Annotated in this window: 16 protein-coding genes; 14 read left to right on the top strand and 2 right to left on the bottom strand. The window is 72.7% G+C overall.

Annotated features, from left to right (window positions below; translation table 11 throughout):
• Positions 1-166 precede the first annotated feature (166 nt).
• Positions 167-973 (bottom strand): HAD family hydrolase, encoded by an 807-nt coding sequence (locus OG948_RS17220; RefSeq protein ID WP_395866689.1) that lies wholly within the window; start codon positions 971-973, stop codon positions 167-169.
• Positions 974-1,662: 689 nt separating this feature from the next.
• On the opposite strand from OG948_RS17220, the gene ssd reads away from it, so the two are divergent.
• The 7 genes from ssd (at position 1,663) to OG948_RS17185 (ending at position 7,417) form a co-directional block, all read left to right on the top strand.
• Complete coding sequence (gene ssd / locus OG948_RS17215) at positions 1,663-2,715, top strand: septum site-determining protein Ssd (RefSeq protein WP_406300280.1); 1,053 nt, start codon at positions 1,663-1,665, stop codon at positions 2,713-2,715.
• On the top strand, positions 2,712-4,121 hold the full coding sequence (locus OG948_RS17210) for a TadA family conjugal transfer-associated ATPase (RefSeq protein ID WP_406297411.1): 1,410 nt from the start codon (positions 2,712-2,714) through the stop codon (positions 4,119-4,121). Before ssd ends, OG948_RS17210 begins: the two co-directional genes overlap by 4 nt.
• A gap of 161 nt (positions 4,122-4,282) precedes the next feature.
• Positions 4,283-5,125 (top strand): type II secretion system F family protein, encoded by an 843-nt coding sequence (locus tag OG948_RS17205; RefSeq protein ID WP_406297410.1) that lies wholly within the window; start codon positions 4,283-4,285, stop codon positions 5,123-5,125.
• A 689-nt stretch (positions 5,126-5,814) separates the two neighbouring features.
• Positions 5,815-6,399, top strand: a complete 585-nt coding sequence (locus OG948_RS17200; protein WP_406297409.1) for a type II secretion system F family protein — start codon at positions 5,815-5,817, stop codon at positions 6,397-6,399.
• 46 nt (positions 6,400-6,445) lie between these two features.
• Positions 6,446-6,655, top strand: coding sequence for a DUF4244 domain-containing protein (locus tag OG948_RS17195; protein WP_406297408.1), 210 nt, complete (start codon positions 6,446-6,448; stop codon positions 6,653-6,655).
• Between the two features lie 55 nt (positions 6,656-6,710).
• Entirely contained in the window at positions 6,711-7,046 is a 336-nt protein-coding gene (locus OG948_RS17190) for a TadE family type IV pilus minor pilin (protein WP_406297407.1), read from the top strand.
• Entirely contained in the window at positions 7,043-7,417 is a 375-nt protein-coding gene (locus OG948_RS17185; protein ID WP_406297406.1) for an Rv3654c family TadE-like protein, read from the top strand. The genes OG948_RS17190 and OG948_RS17185 overlap by 4 nt, the downstream gene beginning before the upstream one ends.
• A 671-nt stretch (positions 7,418-8,088) precedes the next feature.
• Here OG948_RS17185 and OG948_RS17180 read toward each other — a convergent pair.
• Complete coding sequence (locus OG948_RS17180) at positions 8,089-10,506, bottom strand: DEAD/DEAH box helicase (RefSeq protein WP_406297405.1); 2,418 nt, start codon at positions 10,504-10,506, stop codon at positions 8,089-8,091.
• Between the two features lie 126 nt (positions 10,507-10,632).
• Between OG948_RS17180 and OG948_RS17175 the strand changes: the two genes are divergently transcribed.
• The 7 genes from OG948_RS17175 to tmk all read left to right on the top strand — a co-directional run bounded on the left by OG948_RS17175 (position 10,633) and on the right by tmk (position 23,292).
• Positions 10,633-10,974 carry an STAS domain-containing protein gene (locus OG948_RS17175; RefSeq protein WP_020549531.1) on the top strand — a complete coding sequence of 114 codons (342 nt, stop codon included), beginning with the start codon at positions 10,633-10,635 and terminating at the stop codon, positions 10,972-10,974.
• 74 nt (positions 10,975-11,048) lie between these two features.
• Positions 11,049-11,516, top strand: coding sequence for an ATP-binding protein (locus tag OG948_RS17170; protein ID WP_406297404.1), 468 nt, complete (start codon positions 11,049-11,051; stop codon positions 11,514-11,516).
• A 253-nt stretch (positions 11,517-11,769) separates the two neighbouring features.
• Entirely contained in the window at positions 11,770-14,124 is a 2,355-nt protein-coding gene (locus tag OG948_RS17165; protein ID WP_406297403.1) for a sodium-translocating pyrophosphatase, read from the top strand.
• A 134-nt stretch (positions 14,125-14,258) separates the two neighbouring features.
• Positions 14,259-15,038 carry a hypothetical protein gene (locus OG948_RS17160; protein ID WP_406297402.1) on the top strand — a complete coding sequence of 260 codons (780 nt, stop codon included), beginning with the start codon at positions 14,259-14,261 and terminating at the stop codon, positions 15,036-15,038.
• 27 nt (positions 15,039-15,065) lie between these two features.
• Positions 15,066-16,598 carry a methyltransferase gene (locus OG948_RS17155; RefSeq protein WP_406297401.1) on the top strand — a complete coding sequence of 511 codons (1,533 nt, stop codon included), beginning with the start codon at positions 15,066-15,068 and terminating at the stop codon, positions 16,596-16,598.
• Between the two features lie 417 nt (positions 16,599-17,015).
• On the top strand, positions 17,016-19,892 hold the full coding sequence (gene topA, locus OG948_RS17150) for a type I DNA topoisomerase (RefSeq protein WP_406297400.1): 2,877 nt from the start codon (positions 17,016-17,018) through the stop codon (positions 19,890-19,892).
• A gap of 205 nt (positions 19,893-20,097) precedes the next feature.
• Positions 20,098-23,292, top strand: a complete 3,195-nt coding sequence (tmk, locus tag OG948_RS17145; protein ID WP_406297399.1) for a dTMP kinase — start codon at positions 20,098-20,100, stop codon at positions 23,290-23,292.
• Positions 23,293-23,382 lie beyond the last annotated feature (90 nt).

Raw genomic sequence — 23,382 nt, 5'->3', positions numbered from 1 at the left:
GGGCCGTACGGGCCGTTGGTCCCTTTTCTAGTGGGTTGCCGGGGGGAGTGGAACCCCTGAGCCAAGATCTTTACTTTTGGCCTTTGTCGGATTTGCTCCCCGATCGCCGTGCTCCCGGTCCGCTTGGCCCGTGCCGGCGAACCGGGTTTCGGCCGGTCGCCCGGGGTCAGCGGCGCTTCCTGGCCAGGTACCACACGAAGCCGGCCGCCGTGGCGCCCGCGCCGATCGCGGTCGCGGCGAGTACGGGGCGCGAGGGCACCGAGAGGGTGGGCACCCGCTGGCGCAGTGCGACGGGCCGGCTGAAGACCAGTACGGGCCATCCCCGACCGGTCGCCTCGCGGCGCAGGCCACGATCGGGATTGACCGCGTACGGGTGGCCGACCTCCAGGAGCATCGGCAGGTCGGTGATCGAATCGCTGTACGCGTAGCAGGAGGTCAGGTCGTAGCCCTCGGTTCGGGCCAACTCCTTGACCGCCGCGGCCTTGTTGGGCCCATACGCGTAGAAGTCGATCTCGCCGGAGTAGCGGCCGTCCTCGACCACCATCCGCGTGGCCACCACCCGGTCCGCACCCAGCATGTCGCCGATCGGCTCGACCACTTCGGCTCCGGAGGAGCTGACGATGACCACGTCGCGGCCCGCGGCGTGGTGTTCCTCGATCAGGGACGCGGCCTCGTCGTAGATGATCGGGTCGATCATGTCGTGCAGGGTCTCCGCGACGATCTCGCGTACCTGCTGGACGTCCCAGCCGCGGCAGAGAGCGGAGAGATATTCGCGCATGCGCTCCATCTGATCGTGATCCGCGCCACCGACGAGGAACACGAACTGCGCGTAGGCACTCTTGAGGACGGAGCGGCGATTGATGAGACCGCCGTGGTAGAAGGATCTGCTGAACGCCAGCGCACTGGACCTGGCGATGATGGTCTTGTCGAGGTCGAAGAAGGCTGCTGTCCGCTTCGGAGCCTGGGTTTCCACAGTTCACGAGGATAAGGGCAGCCATTCGGCGTAAACTCCATGTCGTGGGTTTGCTAGAGAACCCCCTCGGGTACATCCTGGAAGTCACGGATCGTTCGCGACCGTGCTAACCCGGTCCGACTCCTCCCCCCCCGAGTCGGCCGTGGAGACGACCCCCGCTCTCCCCCCCGGCGGGGGTCGTCGCTTGTCCGGGGGGCTTTTTTGCGCCCATACGAGGGTGTGGGTCGGGCTTTGTCCGACTAACCGCCGAGGTGCGCGATTGTCGGTGTGCCGCCGGGTCGGCGGGCGGGATTGTCGACGCGGTGCCCGGCGGGCCGGATCGGATTGAATCCGCGATTCCGCGTCGATCGGCGTCGGTCTGCGTCGATCGTGCTCCGGTGCGGGCGGCGGACTTTTTCGGAACCGCCGTTCTCCGCTGTTTCGGGTGGATTCCCGGTCGATTTTTGGTGTTCTACGCGCGATCAGACGCGGAAGACATGTCCGGAACGGCTGAAGCGTCCCTCTCCCGAGTGAATCCGCAATCCACAACCACGGGCTTGTCCACAGGTACGAACCACCCGCTCGGCCGAGCGCGCGCCGGCGGCGACGGTGGGGTCAGTTCTCGGGAGGCCCGGTTCGGACGGACCTCCCCGACCCCTGGAGGTTCCGTGGCAGCGCTCTCCCCGCCTCGGCCGGCCCGCCCGCTCCTGGTGACCGGCGATCCCGCCCTGCTCGACGAACTGTTGCGGCTGTGCGCCGCGGCCGGGATCGAACCGGAGGTACAACCGGACGCGGGCGCGGCACGGGCGGCGTGGCGAGGCGCGCCGCTGGTGATCGTCGGCGACGACGTGACCTCGGGTCTGGCCCGGTGCGGATACCCCCGCCGGGAGGACGTGGTGCTGATCGGCGCCGACCTGGACGACGGCGACGTGTGGCGGCGGGCCCTGGACGTGGGCGCCGACCACGTGGTGTTCCTGCCCGACGCCGAGGCCTGGATCGTCGATCGATTGGGCGACGTGGCCGAGGGCACCGGACCGGACGCGTACACGATCGCGGTGCTCGGTGGTTGCGGCGGCAGCGGGGCCAGCACGCTGGCCTGCGCGCTCGCGGTGACCGCGGTGCGTACGGGGCTGACCACCGCGCTGGTGGACGTGGACCCGCTGGGCGGTGGTCTGGACGTGCTGCTCGGCGGCGAGGACGAGCGCGGCCTGCGCTGGCCGGATCTGGCGAGCGCGCGCGGGCGGATCGACGGCGGCGCGTTGTCCGACGCGCTGGTGCGCCTGCACGGACTGACGGTGCTCTCGTGGGACCGCGACCGACCACCGGGGATCCTGCCGGACACGATGCGCTCGGTGGTGCGGGCGGTGCGCAGACGCCACGACGTCGCCGTGCTCGACGTGCCGCGGCATACCGACTCGATGGGGGCGGAGGCGCTGCGCCAGTGCGACACCGGGCTGTTGGTGGTGCCGGCCGAGGTGCGCGCGCTGGCCGCGGCGGCGCAGGTGTCGACGCGGATCGGACCGATGGTGCGCGATCTGCGGGCGGTGGTGCGGCAGCCGAGCGCGTCGGGGTTGACCTCGGAGGCGGTCGCGCGCGGCCTCGGCCTGCCGCTCGCGGGCGAGTTGCGCCCGGAGGCGGGGCTTTCGGCCGCCGCCGAGCGAGGTGATCCGCCGGGCCTGCGGGCGCGCGGACCGCTGGCCCGGTTCTGTCGCGACTACCTCGCGGGCGACCCGGCCGGCCTGGTGCGCGGGGAGGCGGCGTGAGCGCGCGCGAGGTGCCGCCGATGCCGCCGTTCCCGCCGCCGACGCCGCTTCCCGGCGGGCCGCAGGGGACCGGGCGGGCGGGGCCGGCGGCTCGGGTGCCGCAACCGCCGCCGTGGCCGGTGCCGACGCCGGCGGATGGCGGGACCGGGGTGTTCTCGGCGCCGCAGTTGCGGGCGGTGCCGCCGCCGGCATCGACTGCCGCGGCAGGGGCACCGCCGTCGGCGGCGACGGTGGTCGCGGTGCCGCCGCCGGAGCCGGAGTTGGTGGAGGCGGTGCGGTCGCGGTTGGCCGCCGGCGGGCACGAGCCGACCCCCGGGGCGGTGGCCGCGGCACTTCGTGCCGAGGGGCGGGTGCTCGGCGAGGCGGCGTTGCCGGAGCTGGTCCGGGCCCTGCGGTCGGAGATCGCCGGTGCCGGACCGCTGGACGCGCTGTTGCGCGATCCCGAGGTGACCGACGTGCTGGTCAACGCGCCCGACGAAGTGTGGATCGACCGGGGTGCGGGGCCGCAGCGCACGGCGGTGACCTTCGCCGACGACGCGGCGGTGCGACGGCTCGCGCAGCGATTGGCGAGCGGTGCCGGGCGGAGGTTGGACGACGCCTCGCCCTATGTGGACGCGACGTTGGCCGACGGGATCCGGCTGCACGCGGTGCTGCGTCCGGTCGCCGTGCGCGGGACGTGTCTGTCGCTGCGAGTGCCCCGGCGGACCTCGCTCGGCCTGGCCGACCTGGTGCGGGCCGGCTCGTTGTCGCCGGCGGCGGCCGAACTGTTGTGCGCGGTGGTCTCGGCGCGGGCCGCGTTCCTGGTCTCCGGCGGCACCGGGTCGGGCAAGACCACGCTGCTCGGGGCTCTGCTCGGGTGCGCGCATCCGGCCGAACGGCTGTTGCTCGCCGAGGACTCGGCCGAGCTGACGCCGCGTCATCCACACGTCGTGCGGCTCCAGTCGCGACCGGCCAACGTCGAGGGCGCGGGCGAGGTGACGCTGCGGGACCTGGTCCGCCAGGCACTTCGGATGCGACCGGACCGGCTCGTGGTCGGAGAGGTGCGCGGCGCCGAGGTGGTCGAACTGCTCGCGGCGCTGAACACGGGCCACGAGGGCGGCTGCGGCACGGTGCACGCGAACTCGGCGGCGGACGTGCCGGCGCGGCTGGAGGCACTCGGGGCGCTGGCCGGCCTGGGCCGGGAAGCGTTGCACAGCCAACTGGCCGCCGCGCTCGACCTGGTGGTGCATGTGGTGCGCGAGCGCGACGGTCTGCGCCGGGTGGCCGAGATCCACGTCCTCGAACGGGACGCGGCGGGATGGGTCCGCCCGATCCCGGCGGCCTGCTTCGAACGCGGCGGAGGCCACCGAGCCGGCCCGGGCCACCAGCGATTGACCGCGCTGCTGGCGGGGTGGTGGCGGGGGTGAGGACGGCGGGGGCGGTTCGGGGGGTGGGCCGCCGGCGATCGGCTGCGTTGCCGGCGGGGGTGGGGTGGGTGGCGGGGCGGGGGCTCGGCGGGGTGGGTGTCGGAGGTCGAGATGGGCCGGTGGTGGGTGGCCGCCGGGCCGGCTGTGTGGGGGTGGTGTGAGTGATCGCGGCGGTGTTGGCCGTGTTCGGGGTCGCGGGGCTGGTGTGGTTGTCGATGACTCGGGCGGGGCCGGGTCGGTTGCGCGCGGTGCTGGGGTCGCTCGACGGCGAGCGGGTGGGGCGGTCGGTGGGCGGCGCGGTGGTGGCCCGGCGGCATCGGGTGCCGTTGGCGGTACTCGCGGGTGGGAGCGGTGCGGCTTTGGCGCTGGGATCGCCGGTGCCCGCGCTGCTGGCCCTGCCGGGTGCGTGGGTGCTGCGCCGGCGGCGGGCGCGGGCCGTGGCGGACCGGGAGGCCGCTGCGGTGCGCGGCGGGGTCGTCGGGCTGTGCGCGGCGCTCGCGGGGGAGTTGCGGGCGGGACGCACACCTACAGAGGCGTTGGCGGGGGCCGCGCACGCGGTGGACGGGCCGGTCCTGGCGGTGGTGGGCGAGGCGATCGGGTCGGCCCGGGTCGGTGGCGATGTGCCGGACGCGTTGGACCGGGCGTCGGACCGACCCGGGGCGGCCGGATTACGACGGATCGCCGCGTGTTGGCGGATCGCGATCGGTCGGGGCGCCGGCTTCGCCCCGGCGCTGGAGCGGATCGCGGCCACGCTGCGGGCCGAGGAGGACGCGCACGAGGAACTGATCGCCGAACTCGCCGGGGCCCGCTCGACCGCGCACGTGCTGGCCGCGCTGCCGGTTTTCGGCCTCTTCCTGGGCAGCGGCCTGGGCGCTCGGCCACTGGACGTGCTGCTCCGCACGCCAACCGGAGTCGGGTGCCTGTGCGTGGGCCTGGCCCTGGTGGCCACCGGCCTGGAGTGGACGGACCGCCTGGTGACCGGGGCGATGCCGAGGTCGGTATGACCGACGTCGGGCCCGTACGGGATGTCGCGGCGGCTCGGATGTGGCCGCCGCGGGAGGTGGATGGATGCCGGGGCGCCGGGAGTGGCGTGGCGGCGGTGCGGGATGGCGCGGGTTTTCGCGGTTTCTGACGTGGGGCCGGAGCCGGCCGGCTCCGGGTAGCCGCTGCGCGGGTGGGGTGGTTGCCGGGGTGGGTGGGAGGGCGTGGTGGTGGTTCGGGATGCCGCGAGTGCCTGTTGTGGCGGTCCGGAGGCGGGTGGCTTTGAGGGGTCGCTGCCGGGCGAGGCGGTTGCCGGGGCCGGCATGACCGGTGTGGTGAGGATGCGGGACCGCGCTGGAGCGTCGTGGGTGCGTGTTGCGGTGGCTCGGAAGTGGGCTTTGGGGTGGTGGGTGTGGTGAGGGATGGCAGCTCCTGGAGGTGAGCTCAGGGAGCGGGTGGTGGGCGGGTGCTGGTGGCGTCGTAGGGGCCGGTGGCTGCTTTGGGGGTGGGGTGTGTGCGGGAGGTCGAGGGGGCCTTTCGGGGGCGGGCTCGGGGGTGATGGGAGGTTGGAGCGGTGGGTGGGGACCTGAGTGGGGTGGCCGTGGTGGTGGCGGCGTTCGCGGCGGCGGGTGGGGCCGGCGGTGCCGTGCGGGGGAGGGGGGTTCGGGTGCGGCGGCCGTATGGGTGGGGGAGCGAATCGGGGCGGCGGCGGGTGGCGGCGTTGCTGGGTGGGGCGGCCGTCTTCGTGCTGTTCGGGGGGTGGGTCGGGGGCGGTGTGGGTGTCGTGGTGGCGGTGGTGCTCGATCGGCGACTGGGGCGGCTGGAGTCGCGGTCCGGGCGAGTGCTTCGGGAGCGGTTGCGGGCGGATCTGCCGTCCGCCGCCGACTTGTTCGCGGCGTGTCTGGTGGCCGGGAGTTCGCCGGTGGAGGCCGCCGAGGCGGTCGCGCACGCGGTCGGTGGGCCGCTCGCCGGCCGCTTGCGGCCGATCGTGGCTTCGTTGCGGTTGGGTGGCGATCCGAGTCGATGCTGGCTCGGGTTGACCGACGAACCCGTGCTCGCGCCGCTGGGACGGACCCTCGCGCGGGCCGCGACAGGTGGTGCGCCGGCGGCGGCCCTGGTGGCTCGGATGGCCGACGAGCAACGCGCCGAGCACCGGCGGGCCGCCGGTGCGGCCGCTCGCCGGGTGGGGGTGCGGGCCACCGTTCCGCTCGGGCTGTGCTTTCTGCCGGCCTTTCTGCTGATCGGGGTGGTCCCGATCGTGATCGGGCTGACGACGACGTTGCTGCGGCCGTTCTGATCGATCGATTTATTCATTCATATACGCATCAATAGGGGGGAATATCATGCGAATTCTTATGCCGATTCTCGGTCCGGCCGCGCGTCGGGTGTGGCTGCGGTTGCGCGACGACGCCGGGATGACCACGGCCGAGTACGCGGTGGGCACGGTCGCCGCGGTGGCCTTCGGAGCAGTGTTGTTCAAGATCGTGACCAGCCCCGGGGTCGCGACGGCGCTCACCGGCGTGATCACCAAGGCGCTCGATGTCTCGTTCTGACGCGGGGTCGCGTGTCGCCGCCGCCGTTCGCCGAGTGCGCGCGGAGGACGGCTTCGTGACCGCGGAGACCGCCGTGGTGCTGCCGGTGCTGGTGCTGCTGACGGCCGTGCTGGTGTCCGGGCTCGGCGCCGCCGCCGCGCAGATCCGCTGCGTGGACGCGGCGCAGGCGGGGGCGAGGGCACTGGCCCGAGGCGAGCCGATGGCGGTCGCGCAAACCCGGGCTCGGGCCGCCGGGCCGGTTGGGGCGCGGACGGAGGTGTCCGGCGGGGAGGGGCTGGTGCGATTCCGGGTGGCGGCCGAGGTCGGCGTACCGGGAGCTGCCTGGGCCGGGATGAGGTTCCACGTGGAACATGTCGCGGTGGCGGCCGCGGAGGACGAGGTGCCGCCGTGAGCCCACGCGCGTCGGCGCAGGAGGGCTCGGCGACGTTGTGGGTGGTCGCGCTCGCCCTGGTGCCGATGTGTGTGGCCGCGTTCGTGTTCGTCTTCGCCGGAGCGGTCGCGGCCCGACATCGCGCGGGCGCCGCGGCCGACCTGGCCGCGCTCGCGGCGGCCGGCCGAGCCGCGGCCGGCGCCGATGCCGACGAGGCGTGCGCGCTGGCCCGCCGAGTGGCCCGAGCCCAGCACACCGAACTGACCCGCTGTCGGCTCACCGCCGGGTTCGCAGAGGTCGACGTGACCGCCCCCGCCCCGGCGGCACGCACAGCCCGAGCAACCGCCCGCGCGGGCCCCTTTGACCAACCCGACACCCACGCACACCGCTGACGCGGCCCGACCCGACCCCCCGATTGCAGCCATCCGCCCGGCTCACATCGTCCGCATCGATCGCGCGGCCCACGCCATCCGACCATCAGCGAGCCCCACAACAGTCAACCGGCCGAATCGGTGGCACCGCTCCTGCCCCCCGACACGCCCGAACCACTCACCCGTTCGCTCCGTTCCCCCGATCAACCGACCCGACTCGATCTACACCATCCCAACCGGCTGCCCCCTCAACCCGGCCCACATCGCTCACGCCCGCTACCCCACCCGAACCCGCCACGCCGTTTGGGCGGTCCGTCCCGTCGAGCCGCTCACACCGAGCCGTCCACGTCATCCACACGGGTCGCGCCCCGTTGCGGCAGCAGGGGCGCCGCTTGCGCCGTGCGCGCCCGCCGGGCTGCCCACGTCACTCGTGCGGGCTACCCGTGCTCGCCGGGCCGCGCGCCATCGTGCGGGCGTGCCTGTCGCGGCAGCCGGGCCGCCGCTTGCGCCGCGCCGCACGCGCAGGTCGCCCCACCCACGTCACCGGTGCAAGCCGCCCGACCTCGCCGCGCAGGTCGCGCGTCGTCCCGGCCCATGGCACCCGTCCAGGTCGCACGGCCCCGCCGGGTCGCCCTCGTCGCCGCGCGTCGCCCTGTCCGTGCCATGCGAGCCCGTTGCCTACCTGTGCCGCCTCAGCCGGCTGCCCCGTCTGCGTCTTCCGAGCCTGCCGCCCCGCCTGCCGCGCCCGAGCCCGCCGCGCCACCCCCGCTCGCCACCCCGTTGGTCCCCAGTAGTGCGTCCAACAGGGCGACGGCGCCCGGCTTGTCCAATGGCTGGTTGCCGTTGCCGCATTTGGGGGATTGCACGCAGCTCGGGCAGCCGTGGTCGCATTCGCAGGACGCGATCGCCTCGCGGGTCGCGGTCAGCCAGGCGGTGGCGGTCACGTACGCGCGTTCGGCGAAGCCCGCGCCGCCGGGGTGGCCGTCGTAGACGAATACGGTCGGCAGGCGGGTGTCGGGGTGCAGCGATGTGGACACGCCGCCGATGTCCCAACGGTCGCAGGTGGCGAACAGCGGCAGCAGGCCGATCGAGGCGTGTTCGGCCGCGTGTGCCGCGCCGGGCAGGTCGGTCGGGTCGATGCCCGCCGCGGCGACCTGCTCGGGCGTGACCGTCCACCACACCGCGCGGGTGCGCAGGCTGCGTTCGGGCAGGTCCAGCTTGTGCTCGCCCAGCACCTCGCCGGTGATGATGCGCTTGCGCTGGAAGGAGACCACCCGGCCGGTGACCTCGACCGAGCCGAAGTGCAGCCGGGCCGCGCCCCACTCCTGGCTGCGCGCGGTCTCCAGGATCCGGATCTCGGTGACCTCGCGCGCGCTGGTGGTCCAGTCCGGATTCGCCGCGCGCACCAGCGCCACGCCCTCGCCCAGGTCGAGTTCGCGGACCAGGAAGGTGTCACCCTGATGCAGGTGCACCGCGCCGGGGTGGACCGCCGAATGCGCCGCCGGCGCGTCGACCGTGCCGAGCAGGCGGCCGGTGTCCTGTTCGACCACCCGCACCGCCGGCCCGCCCGCGCCGCGGATGTCGGTCAGATCCGTGGCCCGCTCCCGGCTCGTCCAGTACCACCCGGTGGACCGACGGCGCAGCAGCCCGCGCCGCTCCAGGCCCGGCAGCAGCTCGGCGGCCACCGGCCCGAACAGCTCCAGGTCCTCCTCGGTCAGCGCGAACTCGGCCGCGGCCGCGCACAGGTGCGGGGCCAGCACGTACGGGTTGTCCGGATCCAGCACGGTCGCCTCGACCGGCCGGTCGAACAGCGCCTCGGGGTGGTGCACCAGGAAGGTGTCCAGCGGATCGTCGCGCGCGACCAGGACGGCCAGCGCCTCCCGCCCGGCCCGACCCGCCCGGCCGGCCTGCTGCCACAGCGAGGCCCGGGTGCCGGGGTAGCCCGCGATCAGCACCGCGTCCAGACCGGAGATGTCCACGCCCAGTTCGAGCGCCGTGGTCGCGGCCACCCCCAGCAGGCTGCCGTCGTGCAGCGCGCGCTCGATCGCCCGGCGCTCCTGCGGCAGGTAGCCGGCGCGATAGGTGGCCACCCGATCCGCCAGCGCCTCGTCGACCCGGGCGAGGTGGTCGCGCGCGATCACCCGCACCACCTCGGCGCCACGCCGGGAGCGCACGAAGGCGACCGTGCGCACGCCGTCGAGCACCAGATCGGTGAGCAACTCGGCGGTCTCCGCGGTCGCGGTACGCCGGACGGGTGCACCGTGTTCACCCTCGTGGCCGGTCAGCGGCGGCTCCCACAGGGCGAACACCAGTTCACCGTGCGGCGAGCCGTCCTCGGTCACCTCGACCACGGGCGCGCCGATCAGCCGTTCGGCGGCGTGCGCCGGATCGGACACGGTCGCCGACGCCAGGATGAACACGGGGTCGGAGCCGTACCGGCGACACACCCGGCGCAGCCGGCGGATCAATTGGGCCACATGCGAGCCGAAGACGCCCCGATACGTGTGGCATTCGTCGATCACCACATAGCGCAGCGAGCGCAGGAAGGCGGCCCACGAACGGTGTCCGGGCAGCAACGCACGGTGCAACATGTCCGGATTGGTCAGGACGTACGACGCGTGCGCGCGGACCCACTGGCGGATCTCCACGGGGGTGTCGCCGTCGTAGGTGGCGACCCGGACACACCCGAGCGCGGGGTTCGCGGCGCGCAACTCCTCGACCGCGCGCGCCTGATCCGAGGCCAGCGCCTTCGTCGGGGAGAGGTAGAGTGCGGTCGCACCGCGCCCGCTGGGCGCGGACGCGCCCTCGACCAGGGTCGTGAGGACCGGCAACAGATAGGCGAGGGACTTGCCCGAGGCGGTGCCGGTGGCGATCACGACCGAGCGGCCCTGTGCCGCAACAGAGGCGGCGCGGGCCTGATGCTCCCACGGCAGTTCGATACCCGCTGCGCGAAACGCGTCGCCCACTTCCGGCCGAACCCAGTCGGGCCAGCCGGAGGTAACACCTTCGCGAGCGGGTATGCGCCGGACGTGCGTCACTCGATCGGGTCGATCCCGACTCGCCAAAAGGCGGCCGAGAAGACCTTCCGGGGGGCGTGTACTGGGCTGCATCGGGCACCAGTGTTACATCCAATGTCGCGGGATTCATCGTCCCCTAGTGCCCATAAGTGGTTGAATGCCTTGGCGGCTGCCGATCCATGGGGGGCGACCGCTCAAGAGCAAGGTGCTGGAGGATCCGTGGACTTGTCCCTGTCGACCCGAACCGAGGGCGGTCGTACGATCGTCGAGGTGGGCGGCGAGATCGATGTATACACCGCACCCAAGCTGCGCGAGCAACTGGTGGAACTCGTCAACGAAGGCCAGTTCCACCTGATCGTCGACATGGAAGCCGTCGACTTCCTGGACTCGACCGGGCTCGGTGTGCTGGTGGGTGGCCTGAAGCGGGTGCGTGCCCACGAAGGGTCGCTGCAGTTGGTGTGCACTCAGGAGCGCATCCTGAAGATCTTCCGCATCACCGGCCTGACCAAGGTCTTCCCGATTCATCCGTCGGTGGCCGTGGCCATCGCCTCGTCCGACTGACCGACGTACGTCCTGACCGGACGCACACCGCACCCGCGCCGGCCCGGGCGGGTGCTCGCACGGCTGGGGGAACCATGGCCATCGTCGAGCTGCGCTTCAGCGCGCTGCCCGAACACGTCCGCACGGCGCGGCTCGTCGCCGCCGCCGTGGCGCGGCGCGCGGGGGTTGCTGAGACGGTGCTCGACGAGGTGCGCCTCGCCGTCGGCGAGGCGTGTTCCCGCGCCGTCGGGATGCACCAGGACCGGGTGGACGACGACCGCCCGGTCACGGTCACCCTGGACGACGGTGACGGCCGCTTCTGTATCGAGGTCAACGACGGCGTCCCACAGCCGGCGTTGACCGAGGCGGGCCTCGCGGAGGGTGCCGGGCTGATGCCCGACCTGTCCACGAACGGCTCCGGCCTCGATCTGATCGAGAACGAGATGGGCCTCGCCGTGATTCTCGGCCTGGTCGACGATCTCGACGTGCGGACCGGCGCCGAGGGCGGCGTGATCCGCATGTCGTGGCCCTCCGGCGCGAAGTCCGCCGAGACCGTGGGCTGACCGAGCCCCACCCCGTACCACCTCATCGCCCCCGGGACGCCCGGGGGCGATTTCGGCGTTCTCGTGTATCCCCTTTTCCGGGTCGTAAAACCTGATTCCGGATCGATAGGCCATTTTTGGGAATCGCGCCCGGATTTCATCGGTAATTTGATCTGATCATGGCGATTCCCATGGTCTGATCTTGATCATTTGCATACACTCCTTTCGCATTGAGAAGTCCCGATCTGAAAGTGCTCCTAGCCAAGGAGGACGAATGTCCGGGATCCACCCCTCCGAACTCACCGTCGCCGCGGACGTCTCCGTCACCGGCGGCAACCTCACCTACGTCGTCATCGTCGCGGTGATCGCCCTTGGTGCCCTGGGCGTCGCCGCCGGACTCGTGCGTCAAGTGCTCGCGGCAGACGAGGGCACCGAATCCATGCGCCGGATCGCCGGCGCCATCCAAGAGGGCGCGGCCGCCTACCTGGCCCGCCAGTTCCGCACGCTCGCGGTGTTCGCGGTGGGCGTCTTCTTCCTGCTCATGCTGCTGCCCGCGGACGACTGGAACGAGCGGATCGGCCGCTCGATCTTCTTCCTGGTGGGCGCGGTCTTCTCGGCCGTCACCGGGTACGTGGGCATGTGGCTCGCGGTGCGCAGCAACGTGCGGGTCGCCGCCGCGGCCCGCTCCGGCAACGCCGGTCGGGACGCCGCGATGCGGATCGCCTTCCGCACCGGCGGCGTCGCGGGCATGTTCACGGTCGGCCTGGGCCTGTTCGGGGCGGCCCTCGTGGTGATCCTCTACCGCGAGAACGCCCCCAAGGTGCTCGAGGGCTTCGGCTTCGGCGCCGCGCTGCTCGCGATGTTCATGCGCGTGGGCGGCGGCATCTTCACCAAGGCCGCCGACGTCGGCGCGGACCTGGTCGGCAAGGTCGAACAGGGCATCCCCGAGGACGACCCGCGCAACGCCGCGACGATCGCCGACAACGTCGGGGACAACGTGGGCGACTGCGCGGGCATGGCCGCGGACCTGTTCGAGTCGTACGCGGTCACCCTGGTCGCCGCGCTGATCCTGGGCAAGGCCGCCTTCGGCGACGCGGGCCTGGTCTTCCCGCTCATCGTGCCCGCGATCGGCGTGCTGACCGCGATCGTGGGCATCTACACGGTCGCGCCTCGGCCGGGCGACCGCAGCGGCATGACCGCGATCAACCGGGGCTTCTTCGTCTCGGCGGTCATCTCGCTGATCCTGGTCGCGGGCGCGGCGTTCCTGTACCTGCCGAGCAAGTTCTCGGACCTGGACGGGCTGACCGATCAGGAGATCCTCGCGCACGACGCCGACCCGCGCGTGTTCGCGCTGGTGGCGGTGCTGATCGGGATCGTGCTCGCGGCGGTCATCCAACAGTTGACCGGCTACTTCACCGAGACCAGCCGGCGACCGGTGCGCGACGTCACCAAGACCTCGCTGACCGGCCCGGCCACGGTGATCCTGTCCGGCATCGCGCTGGGCCTGGAGTCCGCGGTGTACGCCGCGGTGCTGATCTCGGTGGCGGTGCTGGGCGCGTACCTGCTCGGCGCCGGGATCATCATGCTCGCGCTGTTCGCGGTCGCGCTCGCGGGTACCGGGCTGTTGACCACGGTCGGCGTGATCGTGGCCATGGACACCTTCGGACCGGTCTCCGACAACGCGCAGGGCATCGCCGAGATGTCCGGCGACGTCGAGGGCGAGGGCGCCCAGGTGCTCACCGAGCTCGACGCGGTGGGCAACACGACCAAGGCGATCACCAAGGGCATCGCCATCGCGACCGCCGTGCTCGCGGCGACCGCGCTGTACGGGTCCTATCGCGACGCCGTGCGCACGGCCGTGGAGGAGGCGGGCGGACTGGCCGACGCCTCCAAGCTCACCTCGTTCGCGTTCGCCACCGACATCACCCAGCCGAACAACCTGGTCGGGCTGATCCTGGGCGCGGCCGTGGTGTTCCTGTTCAGCGGCCTGGCGATCAACGCGGTCTCCCGGGCGGCGGGTGCGGTGGTGTTCGAGGTGCGCAACCAGTTCCGCACCCGTCCCGGGATCATGGACGGCACCGAACTGCCCGAATACGGCCGAGTGGTGGACATCTGCACCCGCGACTCGCTGCGCGAGTTGGCCACTCCCGGGCTGCTCGCGGTGATGGCTCCGATAGCGGTCGGCTTCACCCTGGGCATCGGCCCGCTCGCGGCGTTCCTCGCCGGTGCGATCGGCACCGGCACGCTGATGGCGGTGTTCCTGGCCAACTCCGGCGGCGCGTGGGACAACGCCAAGAAGATGGTCGAGGACGGCAGTTACGGCGGCAAGGGCTCGGCCGCGCACGAGGCCACGATCATCGGCGACACGGTCGGCGACCCGTTCAAGGACACCGCCGGACCGGCGATCAACCCGCTGCTCAAGGTGATGAACCTGGTGTCGCTGCTGATCGCGCCGGCCGTGGTCAAGCTGAGCATCGGCGCGGACGAGAGCGGCGCGTTGCGGGCCCTCGCGGCGGCCTTCTCGGTCGTGGTGATCGTGGGCGCGGTCTGGTACAGCAAGCGCAAGTCGGTGGTCGTCGGCGAGGACGAGGACGACCACGAGGAGCGGACGACCAAGGCGGCCGCCTGATCCGATCCGAGGTGCGCACGGGCGCGGAACCGGGGAATCCGGTACCGCGCCCGTGCCACGTCCGAGGTGCGCGTTTGGCCGAACACCTTTGCGCTGTGCGAGTCTGCGTCCGGCTCCGAGCAAAGGTGGAAAGCGTGTCGAGGAAGTTCCTGGTGGTCTCCGCGCTGGTCCTGGCATCGGCCTTGACCGCGTGTGGTGGCGGCGACGACGACAAGAACGACGAGAAAAAGAAGACGCAGGCCGAACTGCGGGCGTGGGCCGCGAAGGTCTGCGCGGTGGATGTGACGGCGCGCATCGACGAGGCGCGGGTGGCGCTGGCCGACGTGGGCACGGTGATCCCCAACGAGCAGCCCGCGACTCTGCGCACCCGGCTGGCCGCCGACATCTCCCGACTCGCCGACGCGGACAACGCGCTGGCCGACGCGATCGACCGGGCGGGCATACCCGCCGTCGCGGACGGCGCCACGCTGCGCACGTCGGTGGTCGCGGAACTGCGCAACGCGGCCAAGGGCTGGGCCGGGATCCAGGCCAAGGTGGAGAGCCTGGCCACCGACAAGCAGAACGTGTTCGCCGACGGACTGCGCTCGCTGAACCCGGAGATCGACGGGCTGCGCGCGTCCGCGCACACGGCGCTGGACAAGCTGCACCGCGGCGAGCCGGGCAAGGCGCTCGCGGCGGTGCCGGGATGCGCGGCGGGCAAGCCGGACGCGCTCCCCACCGCGCCGGTCACCTCGGCGCCGACGAGCGCCGCGCCGGGCGGTACTCCCAGTGCCGGCGCCTCGGGCGCCGCGCCGAGCGCGTCCAAGTCGCCGAGCGCTTCCTCGAGCGCGTCCACCACGCCGAGCGGCCCGCCGCCGAGCGGCGGCACGTCGTCCTCCTCGGCGCCGCCGACCGGCACGGCAGCCACCGGCTGACCCGCCGGGCCTCGTGCACGAGGCAGGATGGTGCGCGTGACCATGAACGACACCTCCCAGGTGGCCCGACTTCGCGAGGCCCTGATCGCGGCCGACTACACCGTCGACGGCTGCCTCGACGCCCTCGGACCGCAGGCGTACGCGGCGCTGTCGCGCGGTGAGACCGTGCCGGCGCTGCGTGCCCTGCGGGCGGACGCGGCGAGCCCGCGGGCCGTGCTGATCCGGCTGTTCCTGCTGCAGACCTCGGCGCCCGAGGCGCACGTGCGACGGGCCCTGCCGCTGGCCGAGGCGCTGGCCGGCGGGCTGCTGGAGCAGGACGGCGAGGACGTGCGCCCGCTCGTGGACATCCGGCCCTACGGCGAGGCGGACACCGACTGGTGGGTGGTGTCCGACCTGGGCGCGGGCATCGGCGGCGTGAACGGCCCGGTCCGGGCGGACCACGTGCTCGGCATCGGCGGGGCGTCCACCACGCTCGCCGGGATCACCGTGCGTGAGCGGGTGGGCCGCGCGCTGGACCTGGGCACCGGATGCGGCGTGCAGGCGCTGCACGCGTCGCGACACGCCGACTCGGTGCTGGCGACCGACGTCAACAAGCGGGCGCTGGACCTGACCCGGCTGACCATGGCGCTGTCCGGGGTGGGCAACGTCGGCCTGGCCGAGGGCAGCCTGTTCGAGCCGGTCGAGGGCGAGCGGTTCGACCTGATCGTGTCCAACCCGCCGTTCGTGATCACTCCGGTGGGTGAACGGTTCACCTACCGCGACGCGGGCCTGCCCGGCGACGAGGTGTGCCGACTCCTGGTGGCGCAGGCGCCGCGCTTCCTGAACGACGGCGGCTACTGCCAGCTACTGGCCAATTGGCAGCACCTGCGCGGGCAGGACTGGCAGGACCGGCTGGCCGCCTGGCTCGCGCCCACCGGCTGCGACGCGTGGGTGGTCCAGCGCGACGTGCAGGACCCGGCGCAGTACGCCGAGCTGTGGTTGCGCGATTCGGGTGACCATCGCGGGGCCGCCTACGCCGAACGCTACGACGCGTGGCTGTCCGCGTTCGAGCGGGACGGCGTGGAGGGGATCGGGTTCGGCTGGATCACGCTGCGCGCGTCGGGCGCCGACACGCCGAACGTGCACATCGAGGACTGGCCGCACGCGATCGAACAACCGCTCGGTTCGGAGGTGCACGCGTGGTTCGGCCGGCAGGACCGGCTGGCCGGGACGGACGACGACGGCCTGCTCGACGTCCCCTTCCGGCTCGCCGACCACGTGATCCAGGAGCAGACCGGCGCCCCGGGCGCCGAGGATCCCGAGGCGGTCGTGCTGCGGCAGCGGCGCGGCATGTGTCGCGCGGACCGGGTGGACACCGTCGGCGCGGCCCTGGCCGGGGCCAGCGACGGGCGGCTTCCGGCCGGCGTCATCGTGGACGCGATCGCCGAGCTGCTCGAGGAGGACCCGGCCCGGTTGCGCGACGCCGTACCCGGCGAACTGCGCGGTTTGGTTGCCGACGGATTCCTGCTGTTCCCCGAGGTCGGGGAGGCTCTCCCGGCGGAGTCCGACACCACCGACTGAGCGCGGCTTGGGCCGGTGCACCGTGATCCGGGGCGACACGCCTGTACAGTCGCAGGTGTTGTCCCCACCGGATACTCCTTGCCGTTGCCAAGAAAATGTGTTGTATGGAGGCGGCGGCCTCCCGTTCGGCCACGAACCAACGGGGTCGGGAGGCGGGAACCGCGATGCGCGCGTTACCGTTCGAGGGGCATGGGACCCGGCCGTCGGAGCATTCGCCGGATCCGGGGGACGGTCCGGCCGGACAGCGGCGCCGGGACGACTCCGTGACGCAAGCCGAGCAGAACCGGTTTGACACACGGGGCCGACCCCCGGTCACGCTCCGCCACCCGGCAACCGCAATGTGAATACGAACCCCCGAGTACGGCCTTGCCCAACTGGGCACGGCCGCTGCCGACGACGATGGAGAGAGAAGCGAAGGTGTCCCCGAGCAGCGAGACCGCGCGCGACGGCCTGAGACTCGTCATTGTCGAGTCCCCGGCCAAGGCGAAAACGATCAAGGGCTATCTCGGCCCCGGTTACGTGGTCGAGGCGAGCGTGGGACACATCCGCGACCTGCCCAACGGCGCCGCCGAGGTCCCGGCCGAGTACGCCGGCAAGCCGTGGGCCCGTCTCGGGGTCGACGTCGACGCCGACTTCGAGCCGATCTACGTGGTCAACGCGGACAAGAAATCCCAGGTCGCCAAGCTCAAGAAGCTCCTCAAGGACGCCGATGAACTCTTCCTCGCGACCGATGAGGACCGCGAGGGCGAGGCCATCGCGTGGCACCTGCTCGAAGTGCTCAAGCCCAAGGTGCCGGTGCACCGGATGGTGTTCCACGAGATCACCAAGGACGCGATCCGCACCGCGGTGAACAACCCGCGTGAGCTCAACCAGCGACTGGTCGACGCGCAGGAGACCCGCCGCATCCTCGACCGCCTCTACGGCTACGAGGTCTCGCCGGTCCTGTGGAAGAAGGTCGGTCCGCGCCTGTCGGCCGGCCGTGTGCAGTCGGTGGCCACCCGCCTGGTGGTCGAGCGCGAGCGGGAGCGCCGCGCGTTCACCTCGGCCTCGTACTGGGACCTGCTCGGCGTCTTCGGCACCGGGCGGGCGGGCGACCCCACCGACCCGAGCACGATGAACGCGCGCCTGGTCTCGCTGGACGGCAAGCGGGTCGCCTCCGGTCGCGACTTCGGCCAGGACGGCAAGCTCAAGAACGCCGGTGTGCTCCAGTTGGAGGAGGCCGGTGCGCGCGCGCTGAGCGCCGCGCTGGAGTCCGCGTCGTTCACGGTGCGCGCCGTCGAGCGCAAGCCCTACCGTCGCTCCCCGTACGCGCCGTTCCGCACCACCACCCTCCAGCAGGAGGCCTCGCGCAAGCTCGGCTACGGCGCCAAGCGCACGATGCAGATCGCGCAGAAGCTGTACGAGAACGGCTTCATCACCTACATGCGTACGGACTCCACCACGCTGTCCGAGACGGCCGTCACGGCCGCCCGGGCGCAGGTGCGCGAGCTGTACGGCGCCGAGTACGTGCCGGACGCGCCGCGGGTGTACGCGGGCAAGGTGAAGAACGCGCAGGAGGCGCACGAGGCGATCCGACCCTCGGGCGAGAGCTTCCGCACGCCGGCCGAGACCGGATTGGCCGGCGACGAGTTCCGGCTGTACGAGCTGATCTGGATGCGTACCGTCGCGTCGCAGATGAAGGACGCGGTCGGCCAGTCGGTGACCGTGCGCATCGGCGGCATCGCCCAGGGCGCGGACCTGCCCGGGCGCGACGCCGAGTTCACCGCGAGCGGCAAGATCATCACCTTCCACGGCTTCCTCAAGGCCTACGTGGAGGGCTCGGACGACCCCGACGCGGAGCTGGACGACCGCGAGCGGCGGCTGCCGATGGTCACCGAGGGCGACGCGCTCAGCGCCGACGAGCTCACCCCGGAGGGCCACGCGACCAAGCCGCCGGCCCGCTACACCGAGGCGTCGCTGATCAAGGAGCTGGAGGACCGGGAGATCGGTCGGCCCTCGACGTTCGCGTCGATCGTCGGCACCATCCTGGACCGCGGCTACACGTTCAAGAAGGGCACCGCGCTGGTGCCGTCCTTCCTCGCGTTCGCCGTGGTCGGGCTGCTCGAGGGGCACTTCGCCACGCTGGTCGACTACGACTTCACCGCGAAGATGGAGGACGACCTCGACCGGATCGCGCGCGGCGAGACCGCGGCCGTGCCGTGGCTGCGCAAGTTCTACTTCGGCGACGAGAGCCGGCCCGACGAGGACCACCTCGGCGGCCTCAAGGCGCTGGTCACCGACCTCAGCTCGATCGACGCCCGCGAGGTCAACTCGTTCCCGGTCGGCGAGGGCATCGTGCTGCGCGTGGGCCGGTACGGTCCCTACGTCGAGCGCGGCGAGCGGCGCGCGGACGTGCCGGACGACCTGCCGCCGGACGAGCTGACCGTGGCCAAGGCCGAGGAACTGCTCGACAAGCCCAGCGGCGACCACGAGCTGGGCATCGACCCGGTCAGCGGGCACATGATCGTGGCCAAGGACGGCCGCTACGGCCCGTACGTGACCGAGGTGCTGCCGGAGCCCGAGGCGCCCGCCGCCCCGGCCCCGGCCCCGGCCGCGGACGGTGCCAAGCCGGCCAAGAAGACCGCGAAGAAGGCCACCGCGAAGAACGGCCCCAAGCCGCGCACCGCGTCGCTGTTCAAGTCGATGGCGCTGGACACGGTCACTCTGGAGGACGCGCTCAAGCTGTTCACGCTACCGCGCGTGGTGGGCAAGCACCCGGAGACCGGTACCGAGATCACCGCGCAGAACGGCCGCTACGGCCCGTACCTCAAGATGGACACCGACTCGCGCTCGCTGGAGACCGAGGACCAGTTGTTCACGGTGACCCTCGACGAGGCGCTGGCGATCTACGCCCAGCCCAAGGCGCGCGGCCGGGCCGCGGCCAAGCCGCCGCTGAAGGAGCTGGGCACCGACCCGGTCAGCGGCAAGGCGGTCACGGTCAAGGACGGCCGGTTCGGGCCGTACGTGACCGACGGCGAGACCAACGCGACGCTGCGCGCGGACGACTCGGTGGAGACGATCACCCCCGAGCGCGGCTACGAGTTGCTCGCGGACAAGCGGGCCAAGGGCCCGGCGAAAAAGACGACGAAGAAGGCGGCGGCCAAGAAGGCCCCGGCGAAGAAGACGACGGCCACGAAGACCGCCGCGAAGAAGACGGCGGCGAAGAAGCCCGCGGCCGACGGCAAGACCACCAAGTCGGCGGCGGCGAAGGCGACGGCCAACGCCGGCGCGAAGAACGCGGCCGACGAGGCGTGAGGCGACAGGACCGAGGTAGGGATATCTCGGTGTCGAGGTAGGGATATCTCGGTACGTTTCGATCAGGCGGCGCCGGCGGGATCCGGCGCCGCCTCGGTCGGTTCCGGCGACGACATCGGGCCCTGTGCTACGGTCCGCCGCCGGAGCACGGGGGATCGGTCGAGGTTGCCGTTTCCCGTCAGGTGACGACGTTAGGGTTCTCCGTATGACGCACGCGGAGCAGCAAGCGCCGGATTCGGCGATACCGCCCCGTCAGGTCGAACCGACAGAGGGCATCGGGGGCGTGCTGAGCATCCGCCCCTTCCGCCGCTTCTGGTTCGCGGTCGCGGCGTCCGCGCTGGGCGATTGGCTCGCGCTGCTCGCCTTGACCTCCGCAGCGCTGTGGACGGTCGAGGGCGACTACCGCGAGCACGCCACGGCGGTCGCGGTGGTGTTCGCGTTGCGGATGCTGCCGGCCGCCCTGGTCGCCTCGGTGGCGGGCGCGATCGTGGACCACCTCGACCGGCGCTGGACGTTGGTGACGTGCGACGTGATCCGGGCCCTGGTGCTCGTGTCCGTGCCGTTGGTGGACGAGATGTGGTGGGTGTGGGGCGCGACCGCGGCGGTCGGTGTGGTCGGCGCGCTCGCCGGACCCGCTCGGGACGCCACCGTGCCGAACCTGGTGCCGCGGCAACGGCTGGGCACCGCCAACCAGTTCAACCTCGTGACCTCCTACGGCGCGGCCCCGGCGGCGGCGCTGTTGTTCATCCTCGGCGCGCTGATCGGCACCGCCTTCTCGCACGATGTGTCGATGTTCGTCGAGCACCCCTCGAACCTGGCCTGCTACACCGCGGGCGCGGTGTTCCTGGCCGCCTCGGTGTTCGCCTTCCTGATCCGGATGCCCACGCGTGGACGTTCGGTCAGCACCCGGCGGCCCAACCCGTTCAAGGTGCTCGCCGACGGGCGCAAGGTGTTCGGCCACGGCCGGACCGCGCGCGGCCTGATCGTCGGGATGATCGCGCTGTTCCTGGCGGGCGGCGCGCTGGTGGCCACCGCGCCGCTGCTGGTGGTCGGTCTGCACGCGGGCAACGCGGCCTACGGCACGGTGTTCCTGATGCTCATCGCCGGCGTCAGCGCGGGCATGTTGTGGGGTCCGCGGGTGGTGCCGGCGTTCAGCCGGCGGCGGCTGTACGGCGTGGCGGTGATGTTCGCCGGTCTGACCCTGCTGATCCTGGCCGCGGTCGCCAACGTGGTGGTGGCCGCCGTACTCGCCGCCGTGCTCGGCGTGTTCGCGGGCGTCGCGTGGGTCACCGGATACACGATGTACGGCCTCGACTTCGGTGAGGACCTGCGGGCCCGGGCCTTCGCGTTCGCCCAACTGATCGTGCGGATCGTGCTGTTCGTGGCGCTGGTCGCCGCGCCGATCGGCGCGGGCTACGTGGGCGTGCGCTCGTGGGTGATCGCGGACCGGTTCACCTTCGACTACAGCGGTGCCGCGCTGATCCTGGCCGGCACCGGCGCGTTCGTGGTGATTCTGGGCTGGATCGCGCTGCTGAGCGTGGACGACCGGCGCGGCGTGCCGATCCTGCGCGACCTGGCCGCCGCGACCCGCAACGAGGACCACATCACCGGCCGACCGGCCGGGGCCACCGGCTTCTTCATCGCCCTGGAGGGCGGCGAGGGAGCGGGCAAGTCGACCCAGGCCAACGCGATCGCGGCGTGGATCCGGGCCAAGGGCCACGAGGTCGTGGTCACCCGCGAGCCCGGTGCGACCGAGGTCGGCAAGCGCCTGCGCGCGATGCTGCTCGACCTGGACGGCGCTCCGATCGACCCGCGCACCGAGGCGCTGCTGTACGCGGCGGACCGGGCCGAGCACGTGCAGACCGTGATCCTGCCCGCGCTGCGGCGCGGCGCGATCGTGATCAGCGACCGCTACATCGACTCCTCGATCGCCTACCAGGGTGCCGGGCGCGGCCTGGGCGCGCGCGAGATCGGCCGGGTCTCGCGCTGGGCCGGCGATGGGCTGCTGCCCGACTTGACCATCCTGCTCGACCTGGACCCCGCGGTGGGTCACGGCCGCTTCACCGAGGCACCGGACCGTCTGGAGTCCGAGCCGCGCGAGTTCCACCTGCGGGTGCGGCACGCGTTCCTGGACCTGGCCGCGCACGACCCCGACCGCTACCTGGTCGTGGACGCCGACCAGGAGCCGGACGCGGTCACCACGCCGATCCGGCACCGGCTCGACCGCGAACTGCCGCTGTCCGAGCAGGAGAAGCGCCAGGCGCTGGAGTTGGCCAAGCGCATGCGCGAGGAGGACGCCCGGCGCAAGGCCGAGCAGGCCGCGCGGGACGCCGAGAAGGCCGCGCTGATCGCCCGGCTGCGGGCGGAGAGCGAGGAGCGCCAGCGCCAGGCCGAACAGGCCCGGCTGGAGGAGGAGTCGGCCCGGCTGGCCGAGGAGGAGCAGCGCTACGCCGAGGAGGAGGCCCGTCGGATCGCCGCCGAGGCGGACGAGCGGGCCCGCACCGCGGCCGAGGCGGCGGAGGAGGCCCGGCTGCACGCCGAGGCCGAGCGCCGCCGGCTCGCCGCCGAGGCCGAGCGCCGGGCCCAGGAGCAGCAGCGGGTCGCCGAGGAGGCCAAGGCCAGGGCCGAGGAGGCCCGGGTGCGCGCCGAGGAGGAGGCCGAGCGCCGCGACGAGCAGCGCCGCCGGCTCGAGGAGGCGTCCGCGCTCCAGGCCGAGCAGGCTCGGGCCAGTGCCGAGGAGGAGCGCGAGGCGGCTCTGGAGCGGCAGCGGTTGGCCGAGGAGGAGCGCGACCGGTTGCAGGCCGAGGCGGCCCGCGACGTCGAGCGCATGCGCGCCGAGGAGGCGGTCCGGGTCGCCGACGAGCGCCGGGCCACCGAGGAGCGCCGTCGGGCGGAGGACGCGCTGCGCCGGGCCGAGGCCGATCGTCGCCGGGCCGAGCGGGAGGCCTCGCGCGCGGCGGAGGCCGCGGCGTCCGCGCGGACACGCGCCGCGCAGGAGGCCGCCGCACTCGCCGCGGAGGCGGGTCCCTCGACGGACGCCGACATGGTCGAGACTCCGGTGCACGGGATCCGGCGGCCGGACCCGGCGCTGGGGGAGACGCCCGTACACGGCGTTCCCAAGGTGTCCGCGGACGACGCCGACACCACCGAGTTGCGGCAGATAAAGCTGCGCGAGGCGGCCGAGGACACCCGGGAGATCCCGAAACTGAACCTGGACGAGACGCACGCGCTGCCGGTGCTGCCGCCGCCGGCCGCGCCGGGCGATCACTCGCTGGCCGACGACCTGCTCGGGCCGTGGACGGGTGATCCGGCCGCGGACGAGGCGGGGGCGGACGCGGACGCGGACGACGAGCCGGCCGAGCCGGAGCGCAAGCGGCGGTGGCGGCGCAACAAGTCCTGACGCCGGACCGCACCGGGCACACCCGGCCGCGGGGTGACGTGGCCTCGATTGTCACGTCACCCCGGTACGGTCGTACTCGGGGCACACCGG

This window comes from Embleya sp. NBC_00888 (assembly GCF_045207655.1).
In the GTDB taxonomy this organism is placed as follows: domain Bacteria; phylum Actinomycetota; class Actinomycetes; order Streptomycetales; family Streptomycetaceae; genus Embleya.
The sequence above is the reverse complement of the archived record's forward strand: the minus strand, read 5'-3'. Positions and strand labels throughout refer to the sequence as shown.